Consider the following 25,317-nt stretch of genomic DNA (forward strand, 5'->3'; position numbering starts at 1 on the left):
TGGGTCCGCGAAGGCGACCTGCCCCGGCCGGCCGGCGACACCCTGCGCATCCCGCTCCCCGCCAGCGGCACCGCGCTCCTCGTCCCCGTCCTCCACTGGTCCGCCACCGGCTGGCACCGCTTCGGACCGCCCGCCCTGGAGCAGGCACCCGCCACCGCCCCGCCCGCCGACGCCGTCACCGTCGCCGCCCTGCTCGGCCGGGAGGCCGACCACAACGACGGGACCGACATGGCCGGCCGGGTCGCCGACTCCGTACGGCGCACCGCCGCGTTCATCGAGGAGCGCCGACGCCGACCCGGCGCCCCCGCCGACGCCGACCTCTTCCTCACCGCGGAACAGTCCCTCCTGCTGGGCCACCCCCTGCACCCCTCGCCCAAGAGCCGGGAAGGGCTCACCGACGCCGAGTCCCGCCGCTACTCACCCGAACTCCACGGCTCCTTCCCGCTGCACTGGATGGCCGCCGACCGCTCCGTGCTCGCCCACGACTCGGCGTGGACGGACCAGGGCCGCCCGGTGTCCGCCGCCGACCTCGTCGCCCGGCACGCCGAGGGCCTGCCCTTCCCCGCGCACAGCTCGCTCATTCCGCTCCACCCCTGGCAGGCCCGCGAGCTGCGGAGCAGGCCCGAGGTGGCCGCCCTCCTCGACGCCGGACTCCTGCACGACCTCGGACCGTACGGCGCCCCCTGGCACCCCACCTCCTCCGTGCGCACCGTGCACCGGCCGGGCAGCGACCTGATGCTCAAGCTGTCCCTGGGCGTCCGCATCACCAACTCCCGCCGGGAGAACCTCCGCAAGGAACTGCACCGGGGCGTCGAGGTCCACCGGCTGCTCCGCACCGGCCTCGCCCGCGCCTGGCACGCCGCACACCCCGGCTTCGACATCGTGCGCGACCCCGCCTGGCTCGCCGTGGACACCCCGGACGGCACCCCCGTGCACGGCCTGGACGTCATGCTCCGGCACAACCCCTTCGACCGGCACGACGACGCCGTCTGCATCGCCGGACTCACCGCCCCGCGCCCCTGGCAGGGCCGCACCGGGACGCACTCCCGGCTCTCCGACATCGTCCACCGCCTCGCCCGGACCACGGGACGCGCCACGACCGCGGTCGCCGCCGAGTGGTTCCTGCGCTACCTCGAACGCGTCGTGCACCCGGTCCTCTGGCTCGACGCCCACGCGGGTGTCGCGCTCGAAGCCCACCAGCAGAACACCCTCGTCCTGCTCGACGCCGACGGCTGGCCCGCGGGCGGCCGTTACCGTGACAATCAGGGCTACTACTTCCGCTCCTCGCACCGCGCCGCACTCGAACGCAGGCTCCCCGGCATCGGAACGGTCAGCGACACCTTCGTCTCCGACGCCGTCACCGACGAACGCTTCGCCTACTACCTGGGGATCAACAACGTATTCGGACTGATCGGCGCCTTCGGCTCCCAGCGGCTCGCCGACGAGCAACTGCTCATCGACGCGTTCCGGCGCTTCCTGAAATCGGTGAGCGGACTGGGCTCGCCCTTCCCGGCCCATCTGCTGTCCAACCCCCGTCTGCGCTGCAAGGCCAACATGCTGACCCGTCTGCACGGACTCGACGAACTGGTCGGACCCGTGGACACCCAGTCCGTCTACGTCACCATCACCAACCCGCTGCACGGCTGAGACCCCGGGGCGGGGACCGGTCACCGCGCATCCGCGACGGGAAGCCGATCGCCGACAGCCGAGAGAGGAGCACCACCACCCGTGCCTCCCGCCGACGCGCACACCCGCCCCTGGGCCCCCGTGGACACCCCGGTCGGGCCGTTCCAGCTCGTGCCGGTCGACCCGGAGCGCGACCTCGCCACGCTCACCCGCTGGATGAACGATCCCGTCGTCGCCGCCTTCTGGGAACTCGCCGGCGACGAGAGCGTCACGGCCGCACACCTCGCCCCCCAGCTCGCCGACGGCAGCCACAGCACCCCGTGGATCGGGGTGCTGTCGGGCACCCCGGTCAGCTACTGGGAGCTCTACCGCGCCGACCTCGACCCGCTCGCCCGCCACTACCCGGCCCGGCCCCACGACATGGGCATCCACCTCCTCATCGGAGAGGAACGCCACCGGGGCCGCGGCACGGGTACGGCGCTGCTGCGCGCCGTGACCGCCCTGGTGCTCGACCACGTCCCCCGCTGCACCCGCGTGGTGGCCGAGCCCGACGTCCGCAACGCCCCCTCCGTCTCCGCGTTCCGGCGCGCCGGATTCCGCCTCTCCGCCGAACTCGACCTCCCGGAGAAGCGGGCCGCGCTGATGGTCCGCGACCGAACAACCCCCCACCCCCGCCCATGAACGAACCGCCCACCCGTCCGCACCGCTCGAACCCCATCGGTTCCCACCCGAGGAGTCCCCGTGCCCACATACCCAGCGCACCACGACGCGACGGAGCCGCCCGCCCCCCTGAGTACGCCCCCCCTGAACCGGGCGGGCTGGGAACGGGCCGCCTCCCGGATGCTCGCGAAGATGCTCGGTGAATTCGCCTACGAGGAGATCATCGAGCCGGCTCCGCGAACCGCCGGCGGCAGCACGTACACCCTCCCCCTGGACGACGACGGCAGCCTGACCTTCACCGCCCACCGCGGTGTGTACGGGAGCTGGCGCGTGGACCCCGCGTCGATCCGGGCCCAGGGCCCCGACCCCGCCACCGACGGCGCGCCCTTCCACGACCCGCTGGTGTTCCTCACCCGCGCCCGCCGCCTCCTCGACCTCGACGGCACCACGCTCGGCCACCTCATCCGCGAGCTGACCGTGACCCTCGCCGCCGACGCCCGCCTCGACCGCACCGCGCTCACCGCCGCGGAGCTGGCCGACCTCGGCTACGCCGAACTGGAGGGTCACCAGACCGGCCACCCCTGGATCGTCGCCAACAAGGGCCGCCTGGGCTTCTCCGCCACCGACGCCTCCCGCTACGCGCCCGAGGCCCGTGAACCGGTCCGGCTGCCCTGGCTCGCCGTCTCCCACCGCATCGCCGACTACCGCGGCGTCCCCGCGCTGGCCGATCCGGAGCACCTCTACGCGCAGGAGCTCGACCCGGCCGTCCGCGCGGCCTTCGCCGACGTGCTGCGCGCCCGCGGGCTCGACCCGGCCGGCTACCACTACCTGCCCGTCCACCCCTGGCAGTGGGACGAGTGGATCGTGCCGCTGTTCGCGCCGGCCATCGCCGCCGGCGACATCGTGCCGCTGCCGGCCGACCCGGACGTACGGCTGCCGCAGCAGTCGATCCGCACCTTCGCCAACATCACCCGCCCCGACCGGCACATGGTCAAGCTGCCGCTCTCGATCCTCAACACCCTCGTCTGGCGCGGCCTGCCCACCGAACGCACCCTCGCCGCACCCGCCGTCACCGGCTGGGTCCAGGGGCTGCGCGACAACGACCCGTTCCTGCGCGACACCTGCGGCGTGATCCTGCTCGGCGAGGTGGCCTCGGTCACCGTCGAACACCCCCTGTACGACCACCTCCCCGAAGCGCCCTACCAGTTCAAGGAGATCCTGGGGGCGATCTGGCGTGAACCCCTGCCGCCGCGCCTGGCGCCGGGGGAGCGGGCCCGCACCCTCGCCTCCCTCCTCCACACCGACCCGCACGGACGTGCCTTCACCGCCGAGCTGGTCGCCCGCTCCGGACTGACCCCGGCCGTCTGGCTGTCCCGCCTCTTCGCCGCCCTGCTGCCGCCGCTGCTGCACTTCCTCTACCGCTACGGCACCGTCTTCTCGCCGCACGGCGAGAACGCCATCGTGGTCTTCGACGAGAGCGATGTGCCGGTACGCCTCGCCATCAAGGACTTCGTGGACGACGTCAACGTCAGCGCGCAGCCGCTCCCCGAGCACGACACCATGCCGGCGGACGTGCGCCGCGTCCTGCTGACCGAGGAGCCGGCCTTCCTCACCCAGTTCATCCACTCCGGACTGTTCACCGGCGTGTTCCGCTTCCTCTCCCCGCTCTGCGAGGAGCAGCTGGGCGTCCCCGAGGGCGAATTCTGGTCACTCGTCCGGGCGGAGATCCTGCGCCACCAGGCCCGGTTCCCCGAGCTGAAGGAGCGGTTCGAGATGTTCGACATGCTGACCCCGCGCATCGAGCGCCTCTGTCTGAACCGCAACCGGCTGCATCTGGACGGCTATCGCGACCGGCCCGTGCGCCCGCACGCGGCGGTCCACGGCACGGTGGCCAACCCCCTCCACCTCTCGGCGTGGGGCCGGGAGTGACCGCCGATGTCAGTGGCGCCCCGTAGGCTGGTCCGGCTATGACGAAGCCATCCCTCCCCGAACTCCTGCACGCCGCCGTGACCGCCGTCGGCGGTACGGAGAGGCCCGGCCAGGCCGCGATGGCCGAGGCCGTCGCCGAGGCCGTGGACGACCAATCGCACCTGCTCGTCCAGGCCGGCACGGGGACGGGCAAGTCGCTCGGCTACCTGGTGCCGGCCCTGGCCCACGGCGAGCGGGTCGTCGTCGCCACGGCGACCCTGGCCCTCCAGCGCCAGCTCGTCGAGCGCGACCTGCCGCGCACGGTGGACGCGCTGCATCCGCTGCTGCGCCGCCGGCCCCAGTTCGCCATGCTCAAGGGCCGGTCGAACTACCTCTGTCTGCACCGGCTCCACGAGGGCGTCCCGCAGGACGAGGAGGAGGGCCTGTTCGACCAGTTCGAGGCGGCGGCCCCGTCCAGCAAGCTGGGTCAGGACCTGCTGCGCATGCGCGACTGGGCCGACGAGACGGAGACGGGCGACCGGGACGACCTCACGCCCGGCGTCTCGGACCGGGCATGGGCGCAGATCTCGGTCTCCTCGCGGGAGTGCCTGGGCGCGAGCAAGTGCGCGTACGGGGCGGAGTGCTTCGCCGAACAGGCGCGGGAGCGGGCGAAGCTCGCCGACGTGGTGGTCACCAACCACGCCCTCCTGGCGATCGACGCCATCGAGGGCGCCCCGGTCCTCCCGCAGCACGAGGTGCTGATCGTGGACGAGGCGCACGAGCTGGTCTCGCGGGTCACCGGTGTGGCCACCGGCGAGCTGACCCCCGGCCAGGTCAACCGCGCGGTCCGCCGCGCCGCGAAGCTGATCAACGAGAAGGCCGCCGACGCGCTCCAGACCGCGGCCGAGGGCTTCGAACGGGTCATGGAGCTGGCGCTGCCCGGCCGCCTGGAGGAGGTGCCGGAGGACCTGGGCTACGCGCTGCTGGCCCTGCGGGACGCCGCCCGCACGGTGATCTCCGCCATCGGCTCCACCCGCGACAAGTCCGTCCAGGACGAGGACGCGGTCCGCAAGCAGGCGCTGGCCTCCGTCGAGTCGGTGCACGCCGTCGCGGAGCGCATCACGCAGGGGTCCGAGTACGACGTCGTCTGGTACGAGCGCCACGACCGGTTCGGTGCCTCGGTCCGCGTCGCCCCGCTCTCCGTCTCGGGGCTGCTGCGCGAGAAGCTGTTCGCCGAGCGTTCCGTCGTCCTGACGTCGGCCACGCTCAAGCTCGGCGGTGACTTCAACGGCGTGGGCGCCTCCCTGGGGCTCGCCCCGGAGGGCACGGCGGGCGACGACGTGCCGCAGTGGAAGGGCCTGGACGTCGGCTCGCCGTTCGACTACCCGAAGCAGGGCATCCTGTACGTCGCGCGCCATCTGGCGACGCCGGGCCGGGAGGGCTCGCGCACGGACATGCTGGACGAGCTGTCCGAGCTTGTGGAGGCGGCCGGTGGGCGCACGCTGGGGCTGTTCTCCTCGATGCGGGCGGCCAAGGCGGCGGCCGAGGAGCTGCGCGGCCGGCTGGAGAAGCCGATCCTGCTCCAGGGTGAGGAGACCCTGGGCGAGCTGATCAAGAACTTCGCCGCCGATCCGGAGACCTGCCTCTTCGGCACGCTGTCGCTCTGGCAGGGCGTCGATGTGCCGGGGCCCAGCTGCCAGCTGGTGGTCATGGACCGCATCCCGTTCCCGCGCCCCGACGATCCGCTGATGAGCGCGCGCCAGAAGGCGGTCGAGGAGGGCGGGGGCAACGGCTTCATGGCAGTGGCGGCCACGCATGCCGCGCTGCTGATGGCGCAGGGCGCCGGCCGTCTCGTACGGGCCACGGGGGACAAGGGCGTCGTCGCGGTGCTCGACCCGCGCCTGGCCAACGCGCGGTACGGCAGCTATCTGCGCGCTTCGCTGCCCGACTTCTGGTACACCACCGACCGCAACCAGGCCCGCCGCTCGCTCGCCGCGATCGACGCGGCGGCCAAGGCGGACGGACGCTGACCGCTCGGAGCCGTACGCCTTCCGCCGGGCCGGAGCCCCGGACGACGGAAGGGCCCCGATCCCGGCACGAACCGGGATCGGGGCCCTTCCGCTCGGCCAGAGAGCGGGGGGGTGGGTCTCAGACCCTGCGCAGCACCGCGACGACCTTGCCCAGGATGGTCGCCTCGTCTCCGGGGATCGGCTGGTACGCGGCGTTGTGGGGGAGCAGCCAGACATGGCCGTCCTCGCGCTTGAAACGCTTCACCGTGGCCTCGCCGTCCAGCATGGCGGCCACGATGTCGCCGTTCTCCGCGACGGGCTGGCGCCGGACGGTGACCCAGTCGCCGTCACAGATGGCCGCCTCGATCATCGAGTCGCCGACGACCTTGAGCACGAACAGTTCGCCGTCGCCCACCAGCTGGCGGGGGAGCGGGAAGACGTCCTCCACGGACTCCTCGGCGAGGATCGGGCCACCGGCGGCGATCCGGCCCACCAGCGGTACGTACGAGGCGGCGGGCTTGCCCGTGGTGTCGGCGGGCTGGGTGCTCGGCTGGTCGGAGCCGCGGACCTCGTACGCGCGGGGGCGGTGCGGGTCGCGGCGCAGGAACCCCTTGCGCTCCAGGGCCATCAGCTGGTGGGCGACGGACGAGGTGCTGGAGAGGCCCACGGCCTGCCCGATCTCCCGCATCGACGGCGGATAGCCCCGCCGCTGGACGGAATCCCGGATGACCTCGATCACCCGCCGCTGCCGGTCCGTGAGCCCCGAGCTGTCCGCCCGGATGCCGGGAGGTCGTCCGGGGAGCGAACGCGCTGGGCGTCCGGGCTCCGGGCCCTCCGTGTTCGTGACTGAGTCATTCATGGCATGCACCGGCTCGAGTCGGCTCTGGGAGCGGTCCTGGGCAGTGATGATGGCACTGTCTGCGGTGGTGGTCACGTCGGCGGCCCCTCTCGAATGGTCTCCCTGGCTGGCACAACGGTAGTAGCTTTCGAAAGGTTGCGCCAAACACACGTTCGAGTGAAAAACGAATAAAAGGCTTCCCGGGCTTCGGCGCGAGGTGTATGAGGCCGCTTACGGAGCGCGACGCCACGGGGCCGGCGCATGCCGGACGGAAGGGTGTCGACGGTCAGCCGACCGTAACGCGCCGTGTGTGACCGGCCGCGCGCGGGGTACCCGCCCGGTCGTCCGTCGTCCGGGTGCTTCCCGTACCCTCTTGCTCGGCCTTACGCTGCCTTCCGGCCGGCCCCCGGCGCGACACGCGCCCAGGGCCGAATGCGCGGCCGAACCCAAGATCTAGTGGTTGGATTGCTCCGGCCGCCCAGAGGTTGTGGTCCCCGTCCATCGGGGGTGCGGCCATCGCCTATGCTTGAGACCGCTTCGAGGGCCCCGAACCGGGCCTGAAGAGGCTATTCAGTCGTGCTGTGAAGGAGGGTTGGGAGCCATGCACTGCCCCTTCTGCAGGCACCCCGACAGCCGGGTCGTCGACAGTCGCACCACCGACGACGGGACCTCGATCCGCCGGCGCCGCCAGTGCCCCGACTGTTCCCGCCGCTTCACCACGGTGGAGACCTGTTCACTCATGGTGGTCAAGCGGAGCGGCGTGACCGAACCCTTCAGCCGCACGAAGGTCATCTCCGGAGTGCGCAAGGCGTGCCAGGGGCGGCCCGTCACCGAGGACGCCCTCGCCAAGCTCGGCCAGCGGGTCGAGGAGGCGGTGCGTGCGACCGGCAGCGCGGAGCTGACCACCCACGACGTGGGACTGGCCATCCTCGGCCCCCTGCGGGAGCTCGACCTCGTGGCCTACCTTCGGTTCGCGTCCGTCTACCGGGCGTTCGACAGCCTCGAAGACTTCGAGGCCGCCATCGCGGAACTCCGTGAGCGGCGGCCCCTCGCGGAAGCGGGCGGGGGCGGCGAGACCCTTGAGGTCCCCGCGCCCGCCGTCGCCGCCGACTAGCGGCAGCAGCCGGCCGCGCCGATCCGGGGATCGGGCGCGGGGCCGGCACCCGGACCTTGCTCCGGGCGACGTATGACGAATACGGCGCCCGAAGCATCAGACACACACTGTGCTGGGGAAGTTCTCGGCACTTCAGGGCGTTTTTGCCCACATATGGGAGGCGGCATGACAGAGACGGCGAGCGGCCCGGCACGAGGTTCCCGCAGCAACAAGGGGACCAAGTCGACTGCGTCCAAGCAGGGCCTGCGTATCGAGCGCATCCACACCACCCCCGGCGTGCATCCGTACGACGAGGTGTCCTGGGAGCGCCGTGACGTCGTCATGACCAACTGGCGCGACGGCTCGATCAACTTCGAGCAGCGTGGCGTCGAGTTCCCCGACTTCTGGTCGGTGAACGCGGTCAACATCGTCACCAGCAAGTACTTCCGGGGCGCCGTCGGCACCCCGCAGCGCGAGACCGGTCTGCGGCAGCTGATCGACCGCATCGTCAAGACGTACCGGAAGGCCGGCGAGGACTACCAGTACTTCGCCTCCCCCGCCGACGCGGAGATCTTCGAGCACGAGCTGGCGTACGCCCTCCTGCACCAGATCTTCAGCTTCAACTCCCCGGTGTGGTTCAACGTCGGCACGCCCCAGCCGCAGCAGGTCTCCGCCTGCTTCATCCTGGCCGTCGACGACTCCATGGAGTCGATCCTCGACTGGTACAAGGAAGAGGGCATGATCTTCAAGGGCGGCTCCGGTGCCGGCCTGAACCTCTCCCGCATCCGCTCCTCCAAGGAGCTCCTCTCCTCCGGAGGCAACGCCTCCGGTCCCGTCTCCTTCATGCGGGGCGCCGACGCCTCCGCCGGAACGATCAAGTCCGGTGGCGCCACCCGCCGTGCGGCCAAGATGGTCATCCTCGACGTCGACCACCCCGACATCGAGAACTTCATCGAGACCAAGGTGAAGGAGGAGGAGAAGATCCGCGCCCTGCGCGACGCGGGCTTCGACATGGACCTGGGCGGGGACGACATCACCTCCGTCCAGTACCAGAACGCCAACAACTCGGTCCGGGTGAACGACGAGTTCATGAAGGCCGTCGAGTCCGGCGGCAAGTTCGGGCTGCGCGCCCGGATGACCGGTGACGTCATCGAGGAGGTCGAGGCCAAGGCCCTCTTCCGCAAGATGGCCGAGGCCGCCTGGGCCTGCGCCGACCCGGGCATCCAGTACGACGACACGATCAACCACTGGCACACCTGCCCCGAGTCCGGCCGGATCAACGGCTCGAACCCGTGCAGCGAGTACATGCACCTGGACAACACCTCGTGCAACCTCGCCTCGCTGAACCTGATGAAGTTCCTCAAGGACGACGGCAAGGGCAACCAGTCCTTCGAGTCCGAGCGCTTCGCCAAGGTCGTCGAGCTGGTCATCACCGCGATGGACATCTCCATCTGCTTCGCCGACTTCCCGACCGAGAAGATCGGCGAGAACACCCGCGCCTTCCGCCAGCTCGGCATCGGCTACGCCAACCTCGGCGCCCTGCTGATGGCGACCGGCCACGCGTACGACAGCGACGGCGGCCGCGCGCTCGCCGGCGCCATCACCTCGCTGATGACCGGCACCTCGTACAAGCGCTCCGCCGAGCTGGCCGCCGTCGTCGGCCCGTACGACGGCTACGCCCGCAACGCCGAGCCGCACCAGCGCGTCATGAAGCAGCACGCCGACGCCAACGCCGCGGCCGTCCACGCGGACGACCTGGACAACCCGATCTGGGCCGCCGCCACCGAGGCGTGGCAGGACGTGCTCCGGCTCGGCGCGAAGAACGGTTTCCGTAACGCGCAGGCGTCGGTCATCGCGCCCACCGGCACCATCGGTCTCGCGATGTCCTGCGACACCACCGGCCTGGAGCCCGACCTCGCCCTGGTCAAGTTCAAGAAGCTGGTCGGCGGCGGCTCGATGCAGATCGTCAACGGCACCGTCCCGCAGGCCCTGCGCCGCCTGGGCTACCAGGAGGAGCAGATCGAGGCGATCGTCGCCCACATCGCCGAGCACGGCAACGTGATCGACGCCCCCGGCCTCAAGACCGAGCACTACGAGGTCTTCGACTGCGCGATGGGCGAGCGGTCCATCTCCGCCATGGGCCACGTCCGCATGATGGCGGCCATCCAGCCGTGGATCTCCGGCGCCCTCTCCAAGACGGTGAACCTGCCCGAGTCGGCCACCGTCGAGGACGTCGAGGAGGTCTACTTCGAGGCGTGGAAGATGGGCGTCAAGGCGCTCGCGATCTACCGCGACAACTGCAAGGTCGGCCAGCCCCTCTCCGCCAAGACCAAGGAGAAGGAGAAGGAGGCCGTCGCGGCCAAGGCCGAGGACACCATCCGCACCGCGGTCGAGAAGGTCGTCGAGTACCGCCCCGTCCGCAAGCGCCTGCCCAAGGGCCGGCCCGGCATCACCACTTCGTTCACGGTGGGCGGCGCCGAGGGCTACATGACCGCCAACTCCTACCCGGACGACGGCCTGGGCGAGGTCTTCCTCAAGATGTCCAAGCAGGGCTCGACCCTCGCGGGCATGATGGACGCCTTCTCCATCGCGGTCTCGGTCGGCCTGCAGTACGGCGTCCCGCTGGAGACGTACGTCTCGAAGTTCACCAACATGCGCTTCGAGCCGGCCGGCATGACGGACGACCCGGACGTGCGGATGGCGCAGTCGATCGTCGACTACATCTTCCGCCGCCTGGCGCTGGACTTCCTGCCCTTCGAGACCCGCTCCGCCCTCGGCATCCACTCCGCCGAGGAGCGTCAGCGCCACCTCGACACCGGCTCCTACGAGCCCACGTTCGAGGAGGAGCAGCTGGAGGCCGAGACGCTGGCGCAGACGGCCCCCGTCCGCACGGAGCCGCTGAAGGCGGTCACCCCGGTCCAGGAGACCGAGAAGGCCGAGCCGAGGACGGCCCACACGTCGGCGGAGCTCGTCGAGATGCAGCTCGGCATCAGCGCGGACGCGCCGCTCTGCTTCTCCTGCGGCACGAAGATGCAGCGTGCCGGCTCCTGCTACATCTGCGAGGGCTGCGGCTCGACCAGCGGCTGCAGCTGAGCGGTGAGGCCGGCGCCCTGAGGCGCCGAGGCTGACGGCGAGTGCGGGCGGGTCTTCCCCGGAAGACCCGCCCGCACTCCTCTTTTCCCCTGTGCTCGGCCGCGTACGGGCACGAGCCGTGCCCTCCGTACGCGGCCGCGCGGCCGCGGGGTGTTACGCGCCGAACTCGCGGCCGCCCATCGCGGCGGCGAACGCCTCCGGATCGCCGTCGAAGCCCCGGACGACCTCGTGGAAGCGCCATACGCCGGAGGCGTCACGTACGAATTCGGCCACGACGGCCGCGGTCGAGCCGTCCACCGCCGCGAAGTCGTCCTCGGACAGCGTCGTGTAGCCCTCGCGGACCTGAACCCCGGTGTTCTGTATGGCTCCGAACGTCTTGCGGCCGTCGCGCTGCTGGATGGCGACGCCGACGACGACCCGGGTGTAGGACTCGGAGATCCGGTTCAGTTCGAGCGTCATCACCTCGTCGTAGCCGAAGCCCTGACCGGTCCTGCTGTCGCGTTCGAGCGTGATCGTGCCGTCGGGCGCCCGGCTGTCGTGGTGCACCAGGTACACGGGGCTGCCGTACGGGTCGTCCGCCGCGTAGGTCGCCGCGATGATGTCGAGGTCGTTGGGCGCCTCACCGCGGTCGCTGGGATCCCATTTGACCCGCACCTCGACCTTCTCGAAATCCTTGTTGGGCGTGCTCATCGGACTTCCCTCCTGCGCGCGGGACCGGCGCTCCTGGTTCCTCCTGCGATCATCTCGGCAACTCCGGCCGAAACCAACCGGCTTGGGAACGAGCGGCTGAAACGGGCCAGGATCGGGCGCCGGACGGCTGGTTCCCGCGCACTGTGTGGGAGCGTGACCCACGCCACGTCCGGCCGCCGTACCATGGCGCCGTGCTGGTCAAGTGGATTCGCTGCAGTGTGTCGGACCGTCGGGGTTTCGAGCAGGGGCAGCGGAAGTGGGCGGGGCTGCTGGGTGAGCCGGGCTTCAGGGGGCAGGGCGGCGGCTGGAGCCGTGGCCGGCCCGAGGTGGCGCACGTCTTCGCCTTCTGGGAGAACCGGGTCTTCTACGACTCCTTCATGGCGCGCGGGCACGACGCCCTGGCCGCGGCGCAGTCCGGCACGTACCAGGACCTCCAGGTCAAGCTGTTCGAGTACCGCTTCGACGTGAAGACCGGCTTCGAGCCGCGCTTCACGGACGCGGACGTGCTCAGGGTGGCCCACAGCCGGGTCCACGAGGACCGGGTCGAACACTTCGCGCTGATGCAGCAGCGGGTGTGGAACCCGGCGATGGCGGGCTCGCCCGGCATGCTGCGCGGGATCTTCGGCGAGGCCCCGGGCCACGAGTTCCTGGTCCTGTCGATGTGGCAGTCCAGCGCGGAACGCGGAAAGTACCGGCCGGGCAGCATCGACCGGCTCTCGCAGCGCGCGGGCACGGAGGAGGACGTGGCGGCACTCGCCGGAGACGTGGTGCAGCTCGAACCGTCCTGGACGGTCTGATCACCCCCAGTACGCGTGCAGCGACGATTTCCGGACAGGTGCTCGAACCTCGGCGACTCGTTCTAGGGTCGTTGTATGGCACGACCGCAACGCATCGTCCTCGTCCGCCACGGTGAGTCCGAGGGCAACGCCGACGACACCGTGTACGAGCGCGAGCCCGACCACGCGCTGAGGCTCACCGCCGAGGGCCGGCGGCAGGCCCGCGAGACCGGGGCACGGCTGCGTGAGCAGTTCGGTGACGAGCGCGTCAGCGTGTACGTCTCGCCCTACCGGCGCACCCACGAGACCTTCGCCGCCTTCGGCCTGGAGCCCGGCCGGGTCAGGGTGCGCGAGGAGCCGAGGCTGCGCGAGCAGGACTGGGGGAACTGGCAGGACCGCGACGACGTCAGGCTGCAGAAGGCGTACCGGGACGCCTACGGGCACTTCTTCTACCGCTTCGCCCAGGGCGAGTCCGGGGCGGACGTCTACGACCGGGTGGGGGCCTTCCTGGAGAGCCTCCACCGCAGCTTCCTGGCGCCCGACCACCCGCCGAACGTCCTGCTGGTCACCCACGGCCTCACCATGCGCCTCTTCTGCATGCGCTGGTTCCACTGGTCCGTGGCCGAATTCGAGTCGCTCTCCAATCCGGGGAACGGCGAATCGCGCACGCTGCTCCTCGGCGACGACGGACGGTACACGCTCGACCGGCCCTTCGAACGATGGCGAACCCCTGAGCCGTACGGCATCACCGGATAGAGTGGAAACGATGACCGAATCCGCTTCCGACCAGCGCCTCGAACGCGCCCTTGCCAGCCTGCGCGGCCTGTCCGTGGGAGACGCCCTGGGCTCCCAGTTCTTCGTGCCCGCCAACTATCCGCTCCTGAAGGACCGTGCCCTGCCCGCCGGGCCGTGGCAGTGGACCGACGACACGGAGATGGCCTGCTCCGTCGTGGCCGTCCTGCGCGCACAGGGCCGCATCGACCAGGACGTCCTGGCCCACTCGTTCGCCGACCACCACGACTTCGACCGCGGTTACGGCCCCGCCGTGAACCGCATGCTCCGCCTGGTCCGCGAGGGCGGCGACTGGCGCGAACTCGCCTCCTCCCTGTTCAACGGACAGGGCAGCTGGGGCAACGGCTCCTCGATGCGCATCGCCCCGCTCGGCGCCTGGTACGCGGACGACCCCGAGCAGGCCACGCACCAGGCGGAGATCTCCTCCTACACCACGCACCAGCACCGCGAGGCGGTCGTGGGCGCGATGGCCGTCGCCGCTGCCGCCGCGCTCGTCGCCTCGCCGGACGGGCCGCCCACACCGGAAGCCCTGCTGGACGGCGTGGTCGCACTCGTGCCGCGCAGCGCGGTCGGCGCCGGGCTGCGCCGGGCCCGCGACATGCTGGACTACCGGGACGCGGGCACCGTCGCCGCCGTCCTCGGCAACGGCCGGCGCACCAGCGCCCACGACACCGTCCCGTTCGCCCTGTGGTCCGCGGCGCGGAGCCTCGGCGACTTCGAAGAGGCCTTCTGGGTGACGGCCCAGGCAGGCGGTGACGTGGACACCACGTGCGCGATCGTCGGCGGCGTGCTCGCGTCGAGCCCCGCAGGCGCCCCTCCGGCGGACTGGACGGCCCGGACGGAAGCGCTGCCCGACTGGACGACCCGGTAACCGGGCCGGTATTCGGGCCAGCCCGGTCCACTGTCACGGTCCTGCCACAGCGCCCCCGCGCACGGCCGAGCGCCTGCCCACGGGGATACCCTTTCGGCCATGCCGCCCTGGTGATCATGGCCCGAGGCGTGCACCGATGAGAGGCCGGGGAACCACGCGCTGGCTCGAGCACGCGTGAGCGGGCCCCGGTGGGGAGGGGTCTCGTGTCAGAAGCACCATCAGGTACGCCAGGGTCGGAGCCCACGCCGGAACAAGCCGCACCGCCCGAGCCAACGCCCCCGGAGCCCATACCCGGCGCCCCGGCGCCCCGGGCCGAGCAGAGCGCGGACGGCGAGGCGGCGACGAGTTTCCCCGGCGAAACGGCGGCGACCGCCCCCGGGGAGCCGACAGCCACCACAGCCGGGGAGCCGGCGACGGCGCCCGGCGCTGCGTCCGGCCCCGGCACCGGGGCGGAAGGCGCGGCTGCAGCCGCAGGTCAAGTTTCGGCAGGCCCTGGCGCAAGCGGCGGCACTGGCCCCGAGCCTCCGAAAATCCCGGCCTACGCGACGCGGCGGCCGGGCGGACCCCAGCAGCCCGCTCCGTGGGGCAAACCGCAGCCCTCGGTGGTGTCACGGCTCCGGGCCGGAAAGCCGGGCCCCGCCCACCCCGGCACCCTTGTGGCCGTCCTCGCGACGGCACTGCTCAGCATGGGGCTGCTCGGCGACGGCATCGGGCTGAACGTGCTGCTCGTGGCGCTGCCCGCGTCGGTCGGCGCCTACATCGCCGCACGGGCGGCCGGCCGCCGGCTCAGCCCCTGGGCCGTGGTGTGGGGGATCGGCGGACTGGGGCTCCTGGTCGTCCCGGCGCTCCGCGACGCGGGCTGGCCCACGTTCCTCGCGCTGGTGTCGGCCCTGGCACTCGGCTCGCTGGCGTTGCACGGCAGCAGAAGCTGGCTCGGCGTGTTCCTGGGCTCCCTGGGGCTGTTCACCTCCGTGTTCGCATCGCTCGGCTGGGGTGCGCGGGGGGTCCGCGACCGCATGTCCGGCTCGCGTGGCCGGGCCGGTGTCGTCGTCCGCTCCGCAGCGGTGGCCGTCGTCCTGCTCATCGTGTTCGGTGCGCTGTTCGCGAGCGCCGACGCCGCCTTCGCGGACCTGCTGGGCAGCCTGACCCCTGACGTGTCGGTCGGCGACAGTCCGTGGCGGACCTTCCTCGGCCTCCTCGGTCTTGTCGGTGCCCTCGCGGCCGCCTACACCGCCGCCGCCCCGGTCCGCTGGGACGGGGTGAAGGTGCGGCCGGGCAAGGCCCGCGGACGGCTGGAATGGGCCCTCCCACTGATCGTCCTGAACCTCCTCTTCGCGGTCTTCCTCGCCATTCAGCTCACGGTGCTGCTCGGCGGCTACGACAAGGTGATGGCCGAGACGGATCTCAGCTACGCCGAGTACGCTCGCCAGGGCTTCTGGCAGTTGCTGTGGGCCACGGTGCTCACGCTCGGCGTCATCGCGCTCGCCCTGCGCTGGGCCCCGCGCGGCGGCGCCCGCGACCGCACCCTGGTCCGCGGCGTGCTCGGCACTCTCTGCCTCCTGACCCTCGTGGTCGTCGCCTCCGCCCTGCGGCGCATGGACCTCTACGTCGACGCGTACGGCCTCACCAGGCTCCGGATCTCTGTGGCCGCCGTGGAACTCTGGCTCGGCGTGGTCCTCGTACTGATCATGGCGGCTGGCGTCTTCGGCCCTCGCCTGCTCCCCCGTGCCGTCGCGGCGAGCGCGGCCGTCGGCGTCCTGGCCTTCGGCCTGGTCTCGCCCGATGGTCTGATCGCTGAGCAGAACGTCCAGCGCTACCGCAACAACCACTCGATCGACATCGAGTACCTCAAGGGCCTGTCGGCCGACGCCGTACCCGCTCTTGACACCCTGCCGGAACCCCTGCGCTCCTGCGCGTTGCGGGACATCCAGCGGGCCCTGCTCAACTCCGACGAACCCTGGTACGCCACGAGTTGGGGCGAGACACGAGCCCGGGACATCCTCGGCGACTGGAATCCCGGTGTCAGCGCACTCGACTGCCGGAAACTCCGCTCGGGTGACAACGGCGATCAGCGCGGTACGGGCGACGTCTACGACCCGTACGACCCGTACTGACCGATCCGACTCACGACCCCGTGCCCTGTGCGAACCCCGCGATCCAGGGTGATCCAGGGTTTCGCGGGGTCGGCCGAGCCAGGGCGCGGCCGACCCCGCGAAACAGCCCGTACGGGTGTTGCGTGAGCGGTCAGAGCTGCGGATCGCAGCAGGCGCGCAAGCTCTGTCCGGGCCTCCCCCCGGTGGGCCGCGCCTCCAGCGGTTTCCCTTTCGGTGAGCCGCCCCTCCGGCGGTCTTCCCCGGTGGGGCGGCTCACCGATGGAGACGGCCCCGTCGCCACCGTGCTCGCGTGCTACCTGGCGACTACGCCGCCGGCCCTCCGGCCGCCGCCTTGCCGCTCAACGCGTCCAGGTCGCTCTTGCGTACGCGGATGATCAGCATCGCGGTCAGCAGTGCGAGAGCGGCCATGGCCACCGCCGCGAGGAACGCGGTGGATATGCCCTGGGTCAGCACCGCGTGGCCCCAGCTCCCCGGCAGCTCGTGCGTCTTGGCGAACTGGGCCTGCTGTTCCGGGGACGCCTGCGCCAGGAATCGTGGCACCTGCTTCTCGGCTTCATTGCGGCTGGCGGTACCGAACACCGTGACCAGGATCGACAGCCCCAGTGAACCGCCCACCTGCTGACTCGCGTTGAGCAGACTGGAGGCGGCACCCGCTTCGTGCTGTGCGACCCCGGAGACCGCGGTCAGGGTGAGCGTCACGAAGTTCAAGCCCATACCGAAGCTGAACACGAGGATCGGGCCGAGCACCCCGGTCACGTAGGAACTGCCGGGCGTGATGAGCGTGAGCCAGAACAGCCCCGCCCCGGCGAGCGCCGAACCGGTGATCATGAACGGTTTCGGTCCCAGGACCGGCAGGAATCGCTGGGAGAGCCCCGCTCCGATGATGATCGCGACCGTCACGGGCAGGAAGGCCAGACCCGACTCGATCGGGCTGTACCCCAGGACGTTCTGCACGAACAGCACGATGAAGAAGAACATGCCGAACATGGCAGCGGCCAGGCTGAGCATGATCACGTAGGTGCCCGAGCGATTCCGGTCGGCGAACATCCGCAAGGGGGTGATCGGTTCCTTGGCTCTCATCTCGACGAAAACGAACGCGGCGAGCAGCAGCACCGCGGCACCGAACGAGGCGAGGGTGAGCGAATCGCGCCACCCTTCTTCGGAGGCCCGTATGAACCCGTACACCAGCGAGGCCATACCGAGGGTCGAGGTCAGGGCTCCCGAGATGTCGAAGCGCCCCGAGTGCCGGTCGGACTCGTTGATGTACATCGGGGCCAGGACCGCGATCAGCACGCCGATCGGCACGTTGACGAAGAAGACCCACCGCCAGTCCAGCCACTCCGTGAGCATCCCGCCCGCCAGCAGCCCGATGGCGCCGCCACCTGCGGAGACCGCGGCGAAGACACCGAACGCGCGGTTGCGTTCGGGACCTTCGGGGAACGTCGTGGTGATCAGGGCGAGCGAGGTCGGTGAGGCGATCGCCCCACCTATGCCCTGGAGGGCGCGTGCAGCCAGCAACTGCCAGGGCTCCTGGGCGAATCCACCCACAAGCGAGGCAAGGGTGAAGACGAGGATGCCGGCCATGAAGACCCGGCGGCGGCCGAGGATGTCTCCGGCCCGGCCGCCGAGCAGCAGCAGGCCGCCGAAGGTGAGCGTGTAGGCGCTCAGGACCCAGGACAGGTCCGTGGTCGAGAAGCGCAGGGCTTCCTGGATGTGCGGGAGGGCGATGTTGACGATTGTGGAGTCCAGCACAACCATCAACTGACAGGCGGCGATGACGGCCAGGGCGATCCCTGGACGGCCCTGTCTGCGCGCCGCCCCCGGCGTGCTTCGTACGTCTAACTGAGAGGTTGTCACTGGAGGTCCCCCACAAGAGAATTAGTGAACGGCTTCGTTCACTGTGCTTCAACGTTACTGAGTCCCCTCCAGTGAACGCAAGCGTTCACTGGATCTTCGTAACCGCGAGATTCGGAGCCGTTGACTCCGGTCGCAAGGCGCTCGGTCCCGTGCCGTTCGCTCCGGCCTCCGCGCCTACCGGGCCCACCCCGGAAGGGTCGCGGAGGCGATCCGCTTATGTTCGATGGAGAGAAGATCATGGTCACTTCGCGATCGGCCGCCACCGCTCGGCAGCCGGTGGCGTCCCTGCGCCGACGGGGGTCCGTGCTGGAAAGCGCGATCCTCGAAGCGACGCTGGAAGCGCTGAGTACGGTCGGCTGGAACGGCCTGACCATGGAAGGCGTCGCCGCCGGCGCCCAGACGGGCAAGGCCGCGATCTACCGGCGGTGGTCCTCCAAGGAGGAACTGGTCGCCGAGGCGCTGCGCAGCGCCATGCCGGCGGCGGGCCGGGCCCCGGACTCCGGCAACATCCGCGACGATCTCCAGCAGCTGTGCCGGGGCATGCGTGACGCGATGTGGTCCACCCCCGGCTCGGCCCTGCGAGCGGTGCTGCACGAGTGCGACGCGAGTACGGCCGAACGCTTCCAGTCGGTGATCCTCGACGGGGTGATCCGGCCGTCGACCGCGCTCATCAAAGAAGTGGTGAGCCGCGGAGTCGAGCGCGGAGAAGTCCGCCCCGACGCCTTGGGGGAACTGGCCTTCGACGTGATCCCCGCGATGATGATGTACCGCACCAAGGTATGCGGCAGCGAGTGGGACGACGCTGAAATCGAGGCGCTGATCGATCAGGTCGCGGTGCCGTTCTTCCGCTCCGCGCCCCGCTGAAGGCCGGCCCGGACTCGACATCATGGGCGGCAGGGCCGCCCGCCCGGCGGGCGGCCGCCATTCCGAGCACCGGAAGGACACCCCCTGGGGTGTTCCCGCCGCCCCCTTCGGCGTACGCTGGCAGACGCCATGCCGTACGAACCACCCACGCACACCGTCGAGCGCTCGATACGCGCCACCACCGGTGCCAAGATCGTCGCCGGTGTGGACGAGGTCGGACGCGGAGCGTGGGCGGGACCGGTCACCGTGTGCGCCGCGATCACCGGTCTTCGCAAGCCGCCCGCCGGACTCACCGACTCCAAGTTGATCAGCCCCAAGCGCCGGGCGGAACTCGCTCCGGTGCTGGAGCGCTGGGTCACCGCGTACGGCCTCGGTGACGCCTCCCCCCAGGAGATCGACGAACTGGGCATGACCGCGGCGCTCCGGCTCGCCGCCGTGCGCGCTCTGGAAGCGCTCCCGGTCCGCCCGGACGCGGTGATCCTGGACGGCAAGCACGACTACCTGGGCAGTCCCTGGCAGGTCCGTACCGTCATCAAGGGCGACCAGTCATGCATTGCCGTGGCCGCGGCATCGGTCATCGCGAAGGTGCGCCGCGACGCCCTGATGGCTGAACTGGGCGCGCGGAACAGTGAGTACGCGGATTTCGCGTTCGATGCGAACGCCGGCTACCCGTCCCCCGTGCACAGGGCGGCGCTGGAGGAGCGCGGACCCACGGCTCACCACCGCCTGTCGTGGTCCTATCTCGACGCGCTGCCCCGGTGGCAGCACCTGAAGAAGGTCCGTTTCTCCGCAGAGGCGGCCGCACTGGAAAGCGGGGGCCAGCTCGGCTTCGATTTCTGATCGCGCAGATGTGTGCACCCGCCGACGCCGGAGGCGTCGGCATTTGATAGACAACCACCCATGCCTCTCATCCCCGAGGAGCCTCAGATTCACGAGAGCGCCCAGGGTCCTCGCGCCACCCCGGCCACCGGCCGCGCAGCGTCGACCCCTCGTCCCGTACCCGGTCCGCGTTCAGCGGCCACGCCGCGCCCCGGTCGTCCGGTGCCCGGCCCGCGGCCTGCGCCCCCGGCGCAGCGCCAGTCCTCCACTTCCGGCCGACCCCAGGCGGCGCGGCAGGAGAATCGTTCCGCGCCGCAGCTCCAGGTCATTCCCGCATCTGCGGACGGCGCACTCGACGCCGCCGACGAGGCGGTGGACCTGCTGCTCGACTCGGGCCGTGCGCCCGCCGACATCCTGGTCCTGACCACGGGTGACCAGCACCCGTGGGCGACTCACGAGCTGTCCTTCGGTGAGACCGCCTACTGGGCCCACCACGAAGCGGGCGACGACGTCTTCTTCGCCGCAGCCGCGGCAGCGGACCGCGTCAGGCCCCGTCCCGTGGTCATCGTCGCGGTCAACGGTCCGGCCGATGACACGACGGCGCGGGCACTGGCCAAGGCCCGCGAGTCCGCCGGTGCTCTGCTGATCGCTTGCGGCGACCCGCAGACGATCAACGCAGCGCTCGGCGCCAGCGTCTGAGCCGCGCGGGCGCCGCTTCGGCGGCGACCGCGTTCACCGGCTCGGAACGCACCGGTGTCTTCAGGTGACCCGGCTGCCCCACCAGGGCGGCCGGGTCCGGGGCGTACTCAGCGAGCGGCGGAACGGTGCAGTGCCTGCGCTGCTCCGCCGCCGGTGCGTGCAGGCATCGGCTCCGGGTCCAGCGCGGCGTCGGCGAGGGCCGACGGCCGCGACGTGGAGCTCGGCCGGCGTCCGCCCCTGCCTTCGCCCAGCACCTGCCAGCCACTGCGGGTCAGCGTGATGTAGGCGCCACAGCGCAGGCCGTGCAGGGTGCAGGCGTCCCGCAGACCCCACATCCAGGCACCGTCCTCCTCCGTCCAATGCTCGTCCCCCTCGCGGCAGTAGAGAAGAACCGCGGTGCGCACGGGCGTACGGCGGCGCAAATCGTGCGGGATGACGCGGCGCAGGTGCGCCAGCAGCGAGTTCCGGAACTCCCAGCCGTCCGCCGTCACCGACCGTCGGGCGAACGAGGCACTCGCCGTCAGGCGTTCCTCGTGGTCGAGGACGGCGACCACGGCGGTGGCGGGGGTCGGCCGGTGTCTGGCGTGCAGTCCGCTGACCACCTCACGCGGGCTGCGCAGCAGGGGTATGCCGGCCCCTGCCCACTCGGCCGGTTCGAGCATCCGGGCAAGGCGGTTGGCGGAGTCGGCGGTAGCTGACATCGAAGTGGCTGCGGACGAAGCGAATCCGAAGGTCACGGTCCTCCCTTCGCATACGCGCCCACGATGCGGGCAGGGTCGGGTGAGGGCGCGCCGCGGCACAGCCCTCTCGGGCCCGCGAAAGGACCGTGCGGGGAGCGAGTCCAATTCTTCCTGGCGTATCGGCAGGCGGCAACGAGCAATTGACGAGGCTGACGGTAATCAACCGGTATGACACGGATATCCCTGCCCATTCGGGCCCCGGCTGACGCCTCCCGTCACGCCTGAACGGCGAGGACCAGCGGAAACACCGCCTCCGCACCTGCTCGCCGCAGCAACCGCGCCCCCACGGCGAGCGTCCATCCGGTATCGGAGAGATCGTCCACGAGCAGTACGGGCCCTTCGACGGTGCTCAGGGCCTGCGCCAGCTCGGGCCCCACGACCAGCCGCTCGTGCAGTGCCTTGACCCGATGGGCGCTGTTGGTCTGCGACATGGGGACCTCATCGGCGCCCGGAGCCAGGTCCACTCGTCCCAGCAAGGGCATGCGTCCCACCTCGGCAATGTGCCTGCCGAGGGATTCGATCAGCTGGGGCCGGCGACTCGAAGCGACGGTGACGACACCGACCGGCCGGGGTACCGCGTCGGCGGCCCCCTTGGCCCAGCCACCCGGCCCCTTGGCCCAGTCGGCCAGCACGGTCACCACCGCGCGCGCCACATCGTCCGGCACCGGCCCGTCGGGAGCCTGCGCCGCCAATATCGGGCGCAGCCGGTTGCCCCACCCGATGTCCGAGAGCCGGCCGAGCGCCCGGCCCGTGCCGCACAGTTCGGTCGCCGGGATCTTTCCCTTGAGGTCCACACCGACCGAAGCCAGTCCTGTCGGCCACATCCTGCGCGGCTCGACCTCCACTCCGGGCCTGCCGAGTTCGCCCTTGGCAGCGTCAAGAGCGGCGGTGGAGACCTCCTCGTCGAACCGTGCACCGGCGCAGTTGTCGCACCGCCCGCAGGCGGTCGCGTCCTCGTCGTCCAGCTGACGCCGCAAGAACTCCATCCGGCAGCCGTTCGTCGTGGCGTAGTCGCGCATCGCCTGCTGTTCGGCCGCCCGCTGACGCGCCACCCAGGCATAGCGCTCGGCGTCGTAGACCCAGGGCGCTCCCGTCGCCGTCCAGCCGCCCTTCACCCGCCGCACCGCCCCGTCGACGTCGAGCACCTTGAGCATCGTCTCCAGCCGGGCGCGCCGAAGGTCCACCACCGGTTCCAGAGCCGGGAGCGAGAGCGGGCGTCCGGCCTCGGCCAGGGCGTCGATGGTGCGCCGCACCTGTTCCTCCGGCGGGAAGGCGACCGACGCGAAGTACTGCCAGATGGCTTCGTCCTCCTTGCCCGGCAGGAGCAGTACCTCGGCATGTTCGACACCGCGTCCGGCGCGGCCGACCTGCTGGTAGTAGGCGATGGGGGAGGAGGGCGATCCGAAGTGCACCACGAAGCCCAGGTCCGGCTTGTCGAAGCCCATACCGAGCGCGGAAGTCGCTACTAGCGCCTTGACCCGGTTGGCCAGCAGATCGTCCTCGGCCTGCTGCCGTTCCGCGTTCTCCGTGCGGCCCGTGTAGGACGCCACGGTGTGGCCGCACTGGCGGAGGTAGGTGGTCACCTCCTCCGCGGCCGCCACGGTCAACGTGTAGATGATTCCCGAGCCGGGCAGCTCCTTGAGATGGTCACCGAGCCACGCCAGCCGGTGCGCCGCGCTGGGCAGCCTCAGCACTCCCAGGCTCAGGCTCTCGCGGTCCAGTGGCCCGCGCAGCACGAGCGCGTCCGTGCCGACACCCGTGCCCAGCTGTTCCGCCACGTCGGCGGTGACCCGCGCGTTCGCCGTCGCAGTGGTCGCGAGCACCGGGACTCCGGGGGGAAGCTCGGCCAGCATCGTCCGCAGCCGCCGGTAGTCGGGCCGGAAGTCGTGCCCCCAGTCGGAGATGCAGTGCGCCTCGTCGACGACGAGCAGTCCGGTGGCGGCGCACAGCCGGGGCAGGACCTGGTCACGGAAGTCGGGATGGTTGAGCCGCTCGGGACTGACCAGCAGCACGTCGACCTCGCCTGCGGCCACCTCGGTTTGGATGGTCTCCCACTCCTCTGTGTTCGACGAATTGATCGTGCGCGCGCTGATCCCCGCCCGGGCCGCCGCCGCGACCTGGTTCCGCATCAGCGCCAGTAGCGGCGAGACGATGACGGTCGGGCCACCGCCTGCTGCCCGCAGCAGGGCCGTCGCGACGAAGTACACCGCCGACTTCCCCCAGCCGGTGCGCTGGACGACCAGGGCTCGGCGCTTGTCGGCGACGAGCGCCTCGATGGCCCGCCACTGGTCCTCACGCAGCCTGGCGCTGCCGGAGGCGTCCCCGACGAGTCGGGCCAGTACGGAATCGGCCGAAGCCCTGAGCGCTGCGCGGTCTGCGTTGGTCATGCCCCCATGCAACCCGATGGTTCGGACAACCGCGAACAGTCGGTAACTGTCTGTGGATAAGTTATCCACAGGGGGTAGCGAAACCTGGCGGGCTGCGAGACGGTCGTGCCATGAACAAGCAGCCCGAACCCACTGGATTCTCCGAAGAACAGCAGATCACCCTGCGGGGCCCGGCCGACCTGGCCGACGCTCTTCCGTACCTCATGGGCTTCCACCCGAACGACAGCGTGGTCATGGTCGCCCTGCATGGCGGTCGAGGCCGGTTCGGGGGGCGGCTCAGGCTCGGGATTCCGCAGTCCGAGAGCGAGTGGCCCGCGGTGGCGGAGCAACTCGCCGAGTGCCTGATCAAGGGCAGCGAGCGGCGCGGTTCAAGGCCGGACGCCGTGGTCGTCTACCTCTGCCAGGACCCGGCGGACGGCGAGACGGGCAACCGGACCATGGAACGTCTGCGCCCGTTCGCCCAGCGACTGCGCACGGCATGCGGGGCGCTCGACGTGCCCGTCCTCGAGGCGCTGTGCGTCTCGGACAACCGCTACTGGTCCTACGTGTGCCCGGACTCCCGCTGCTGCCCGGCCGAGGGCAAGCCCCTGGCCATGCCCGGCACGTCCGTGATGGCCGCGGCGGCCACGTACGCGGGCATCCAGGTACGCGGATCGCTGCGGGAGATGGAGGCGAGGCTCACGCCGGCCGCCCGCCCGTCGAACGACGCCCAGTTGGGCGCCCTGGACTCGGCGGGCAGTGCGATGGTGCCGCTGCTCTTCGACGAGGAGCGCCGCAAGGAGGTCAGCGACGCCACCCTCGAGCTCGCCGGCCGACTCGTGGAGCGTCTGGGGCGCGCGCCCGCCGCAGGGCCCTCGCTGGCGGACATCAACGACGACCGGTTGATCAGCGACGAGGAGGCCGCCTCGGTCATCCTGGGTCTCCAGGACAGGGAGACCCGCGACAAGGCCGCCGAGTGGATGGAAGGGCCGGAAGCACACTCTGCCCTGCGGCTCTGGCGCGCACTCGCCCGGCGCTGCGTGGGCCCGTACGTGGAACACGCCGCAGCGCCCCTCACGCTGGCCGGGTGGGTTTCCTGGTCGACCGGCGACGAACCGGCCGCGCGCGTCGCGCTGGCGCTCGCCCTGCGCATCGATCCGCATTACACCTTCGCCCAGCTGCTGCACGAAGCATGCAACCAGGGACTCGACCCGGAAACGCTGAGGCGCTGCCTGCGCGGCGAACGCGGAACCCGGGCCCCGCAGCGCGGCCGGGGTACGGAACGGGTCGCGGGGGCCCGTTCCGTACGCGTACGGCCTGCCGGGCGTGGCCGGACACGGCCGGGTTCCACCCGGCCCGGCCACGGTGCCGCGGGGAGGCGTCGGGCCACCCGCCCCGGAGCGCAGGGGCGCCGGGGGAGCGCGACCGGTCGCTGAGCCATGTGCGGCGTCGGCCCGGGCTCGCCCGATTCCGACGCCGCACGCAGCACGGGCGCTTGGCGT

General features: G+C 71.2%; 19 protein-coding genes. 14 read left to right on the forward strand and 5 right to left on the reverse strand.

Annotated features, from left to right (window positions below; genetic code table 11):
* The 4 genes from MHW47_RS04890 to MHW47_RS04905 all read left to right on the forward strand — a co-directional run.
* The coding region (locus tag MHW47_RS04890) for an IucA/IucC family siderophore biosynthesis protein (RefSeq protein ID WP_239221373.1) at positions 1 to 1,647 on the forward strand (1,647 nt) is incomplete at its 5' end.
* An 81-nt stretch (positions 1,648 to 1,728) separates the two neighbouring features.
* Positions 1,729 to 2,307: a GNAT family N-acetyltransferase gene (locus MHW47_RS04895; RefSeq protein ID WP_239221374.1), complete on the forward strand. Its 579-nt coding sequence runs from the start codon at positions 1,729 to 1,731 to the stop codon at positions 2,305 to 2,307.
* A 60-nt stretch (positions 2,308 to 2,367) separates the two neighbouring features.
* The gene (locus MHW47_RS04900) at positions 2,368 to 4,215 is read left to right on the forward strand and encodes an IucA/IucC family siderophore biosynthesis protein (RefSeq protein WP_239221375.1); all 1,848 of its coding nucleotides are present in this window, start codon (positions 2,368 to 2,370) and stop codon (positions 4,213 to 4,215) included.
* Between the two features lie 38 nt (positions 4,216 to 4,253).
* Positions 4,254 to 6,224, forward strand: a complete 1,971-nt coding sequence (locus tag MHW47_RS04905) for an ATP-dependent DNA helicase (RefSeq protein ID WP_239221376.1) — start codon at positions 4,254 to 4,256, stop codon at positions 6,222 to 6,224.
* Positions 6,225 to 6,342: 118 nt separating this feature from the next.
* Here MHW47_RS04905 and lexA read toward each other — a convergent pair whose 3' ends face one another.
* Positions 6,343 to 7,137: a transcriptional repressor LexA gene (lexA, locus tag MHW47_RS04910; RefSeq protein WP_239221377.1), complete on the reverse strand. Its 795-nt coding sequence runs from the start codon at positions 7,135 to 7,137 to the stop codon at positions 6,343 to 6,345.
* 505 nt (positions 7,138 to 7,642) lie between these two features.
* Here lexA and nrdR point away from each other — a divergent pair.
* Together nrdR and MHW47_RS04920 are read left to right on the forward strand one after the other, a co-directional pair.
* On the forward strand, positions 7,643 to 8,155 hold the full coding sequence (gene nrdR, locus MHW47_RS04915) for a transcriptional regulator NrdR (protein ID WP_239221378.1): 513 nt from the start codon (positions 7,643 to 7,645) through the stop codon (positions 8,153 to 8,155).
* A 165-nt stretch (positions 8,156 to 8,320) separates the two neighbouring features.
* Positions 8,321 to 11,227, forward strand: a complete 2,907-nt coding sequence (locus MHW47_RS04920; RefSeq protein ID WP_239221379.1) for a vitamin B12-dependent ribonucleotide reductase — start codon at positions 8,321 to 8,323, stop codon at positions 11,225 to 11,227.
* A 153-nt stretch (positions 11,228 to 11,380) separates the two neighbouring features.
* Here the strand turns inward: MHW47_RS04920 and MHW47_RS04925 are convergent, their stop codons facing one another.
* Positions 11,381 to 11,917, reverse strand: a complete 537-nt coding sequence (locus MHW47_RS04925) for a TerD family protein (protein WP_239221380.1) — start codon at positions 11,915 to 11,917, stop codon at positions 11,381 to 11,383.
* Between the two features lie 191 nt (positions 11,918 to 12,108).
* Between MHW47_RS04925 and MHW47_RS04930 the strand changes: the two genes are divergently transcribed.
* The 4 genes from MHW47_RS04930 (at position 12,109) to MHW47_RS04945 (ending at position 16,470) form a co-directional block, all read left to right on the forward strand.
* A complete protein-coding gene (locus MHW47_RS04930) occupies positions 12,109 to 12,714 on the forward strand; it encodes a YdbC family protein (protein WP_239221381.1) in 606 nt (201 codons plus the stop codon).
* A gap of 75 nt (positions 12,715 to 12,789) precedes the next feature.
* Positions 12,790 to 13,449: a histidine phosphatase family protein gene (locus MHW47_RS04935; RefSeq protein ID WP_239221382.1), complete on the forward strand. Its 660-nt coding sequence runs from the start codon at positions 12,790 to 12,792 to the stop codon at positions 13,447 to 13,449.
* Between the two features lie 10 nt (positions 13,450 to 13,459).
* Positions 13,460 to 14,356: an ADP-ribosylglycohydrolase family protein gene (locus MHW47_RS04940; RefSeq protein WP_239221383.1), complete on the forward strand. Its 897-nt coding sequence runs from the start codon at positions 13,460 to 13,462 to the stop codon at positions 14,354 to 14,356.
* Positions 14,357 to 14,958: 602 nt separating this feature from the next.
* Entirely contained in the window at positions 14,959 to 16,470 is a 1,512-nt protein-coding gene (locus MHW47_RS04945) for a DUF4153 domain-containing protein (RefSeq protein WP_239221384.1), read from the forward strand.
* 303 nt (positions 16,471 to 16,773) lie between these two features.
* Here the strand turns inward: MHW47_RS04945 and MHW47_RS04950 are convergent, their stop codons facing one another.
* Positions 16,774 to 18,327 carry an MFS transporter gene (locus MHW47_RS04950; RefSeq protein WP_239221385.1) on the reverse strand — a complete coding sequence of 518 codons (1,554 nt, stop codon included), beginning with the start codon at positions 18,325 to 18,327 and terminating at the stop codon, positions 16,774 to 16,776.
* A 237-nt stretch (positions 18,328 to 18,564) separates the two neighbouring features.
* On the opposite strand from MHW47_RS04950, the gene MHW47_RS04955 reads away from it, so the two are divergent.
* The 3 genes from MHW47_RS04955 (at position 18,565) to MHW47_RS04965 (ending at position 20,709) form a co-directional block, all read left to right on the forward strand.
* Complete coding sequence (locus MHW47_RS04955) at positions 18,565 to 19,191, forward strand: TetR/AcrR family transcriptional regulator (protein WP_239221386.1); 627 nt, start codon at positions 18,565 to 18,567, stop codon at positions 19,189 to 19,191.
* Between the two features lie 129 nt (positions 19,192 to 19,320).
* The gene (locus tag MHW47_RS04960) at positions 19,321 to 20,031 is read left to right on the forward strand and encodes a ribonuclease HII (protein ID WP_239221387.1); all 711 of its coding nucleotides are present in this window, start codon (positions 19,321 to 19,323) and stop codon (positions 20,029 to 20,031) included.
* A gap of 60 nt (positions 20,032 to 20,091) precedes the next feature.
* On the forward strand, positions 20,092 to 20,709 hold the full coding sequence (locus tag MHW47_RS04965; protein ID WP_239221388.1) for a hypothetical protein: 618 nt from the start codon (positions 20,092 to 20,094) through the stop codon (positions 20,707 to 20,709).
* Positions 20,710 to 20,816: 107 nt separating this feature from the next.
* Here the strand turns inward: MHW47_RS04965 and MHW47_RS04970 are convergent, their stop codons facing one another.
* Together MHW47_RS04970 and MHW47_RS04975 are read right to left on the reverse strand one after the other, a co-directional pair.
* A complete protein-coding gene (locus MHW47_RS04970) occupies positions 20,817 to 21,446 on the reverse strand; it encodes a hypothetical protein (protein ID WP_239221389.1) in 630 nt (209 codons plus the stop codon).
* Positions 21,447 to 21,664: 218 nt separating this feature from the next.
* A complete protein-coding gene (locus MHW47_RS04975; protein ID WP_239221390.1) occupies positions 21,665 to 23,836 on the reverse strand; it encodes a RecQ family ATP-dependent DNA helicase in 2,172 nt (723 codons plus the stop codon).
* 110 nt (positions 23,837 to 23,946) lie between these two features.
* Between MHW47_RS04975 and MHW47_RS04980 the strand changes: the two genes are divergently transcribed.
* Positions 23,947 to 25,251 (forward strand): DUF4192 domain-containing protein, encoded by a 1,305-nt coding sequence (locus MHW47_RS04980; protein WP_239221391.1) that lies wholly within the window; start codon positions 23,947 to 23,949, stop codon positions 25,249 to 25,251.
* Positions 25,252 to 25,317: the final 66 nt, after the last annotated feature.

This window comes from Streptomyces sp. OfavH-34-F, assembly GCF_022347745.1.
GTDB lineage: Bacteria > Actinomycetota > Actinomycetes > Streptomycetales > Streptomycetaceae > Streptomyces.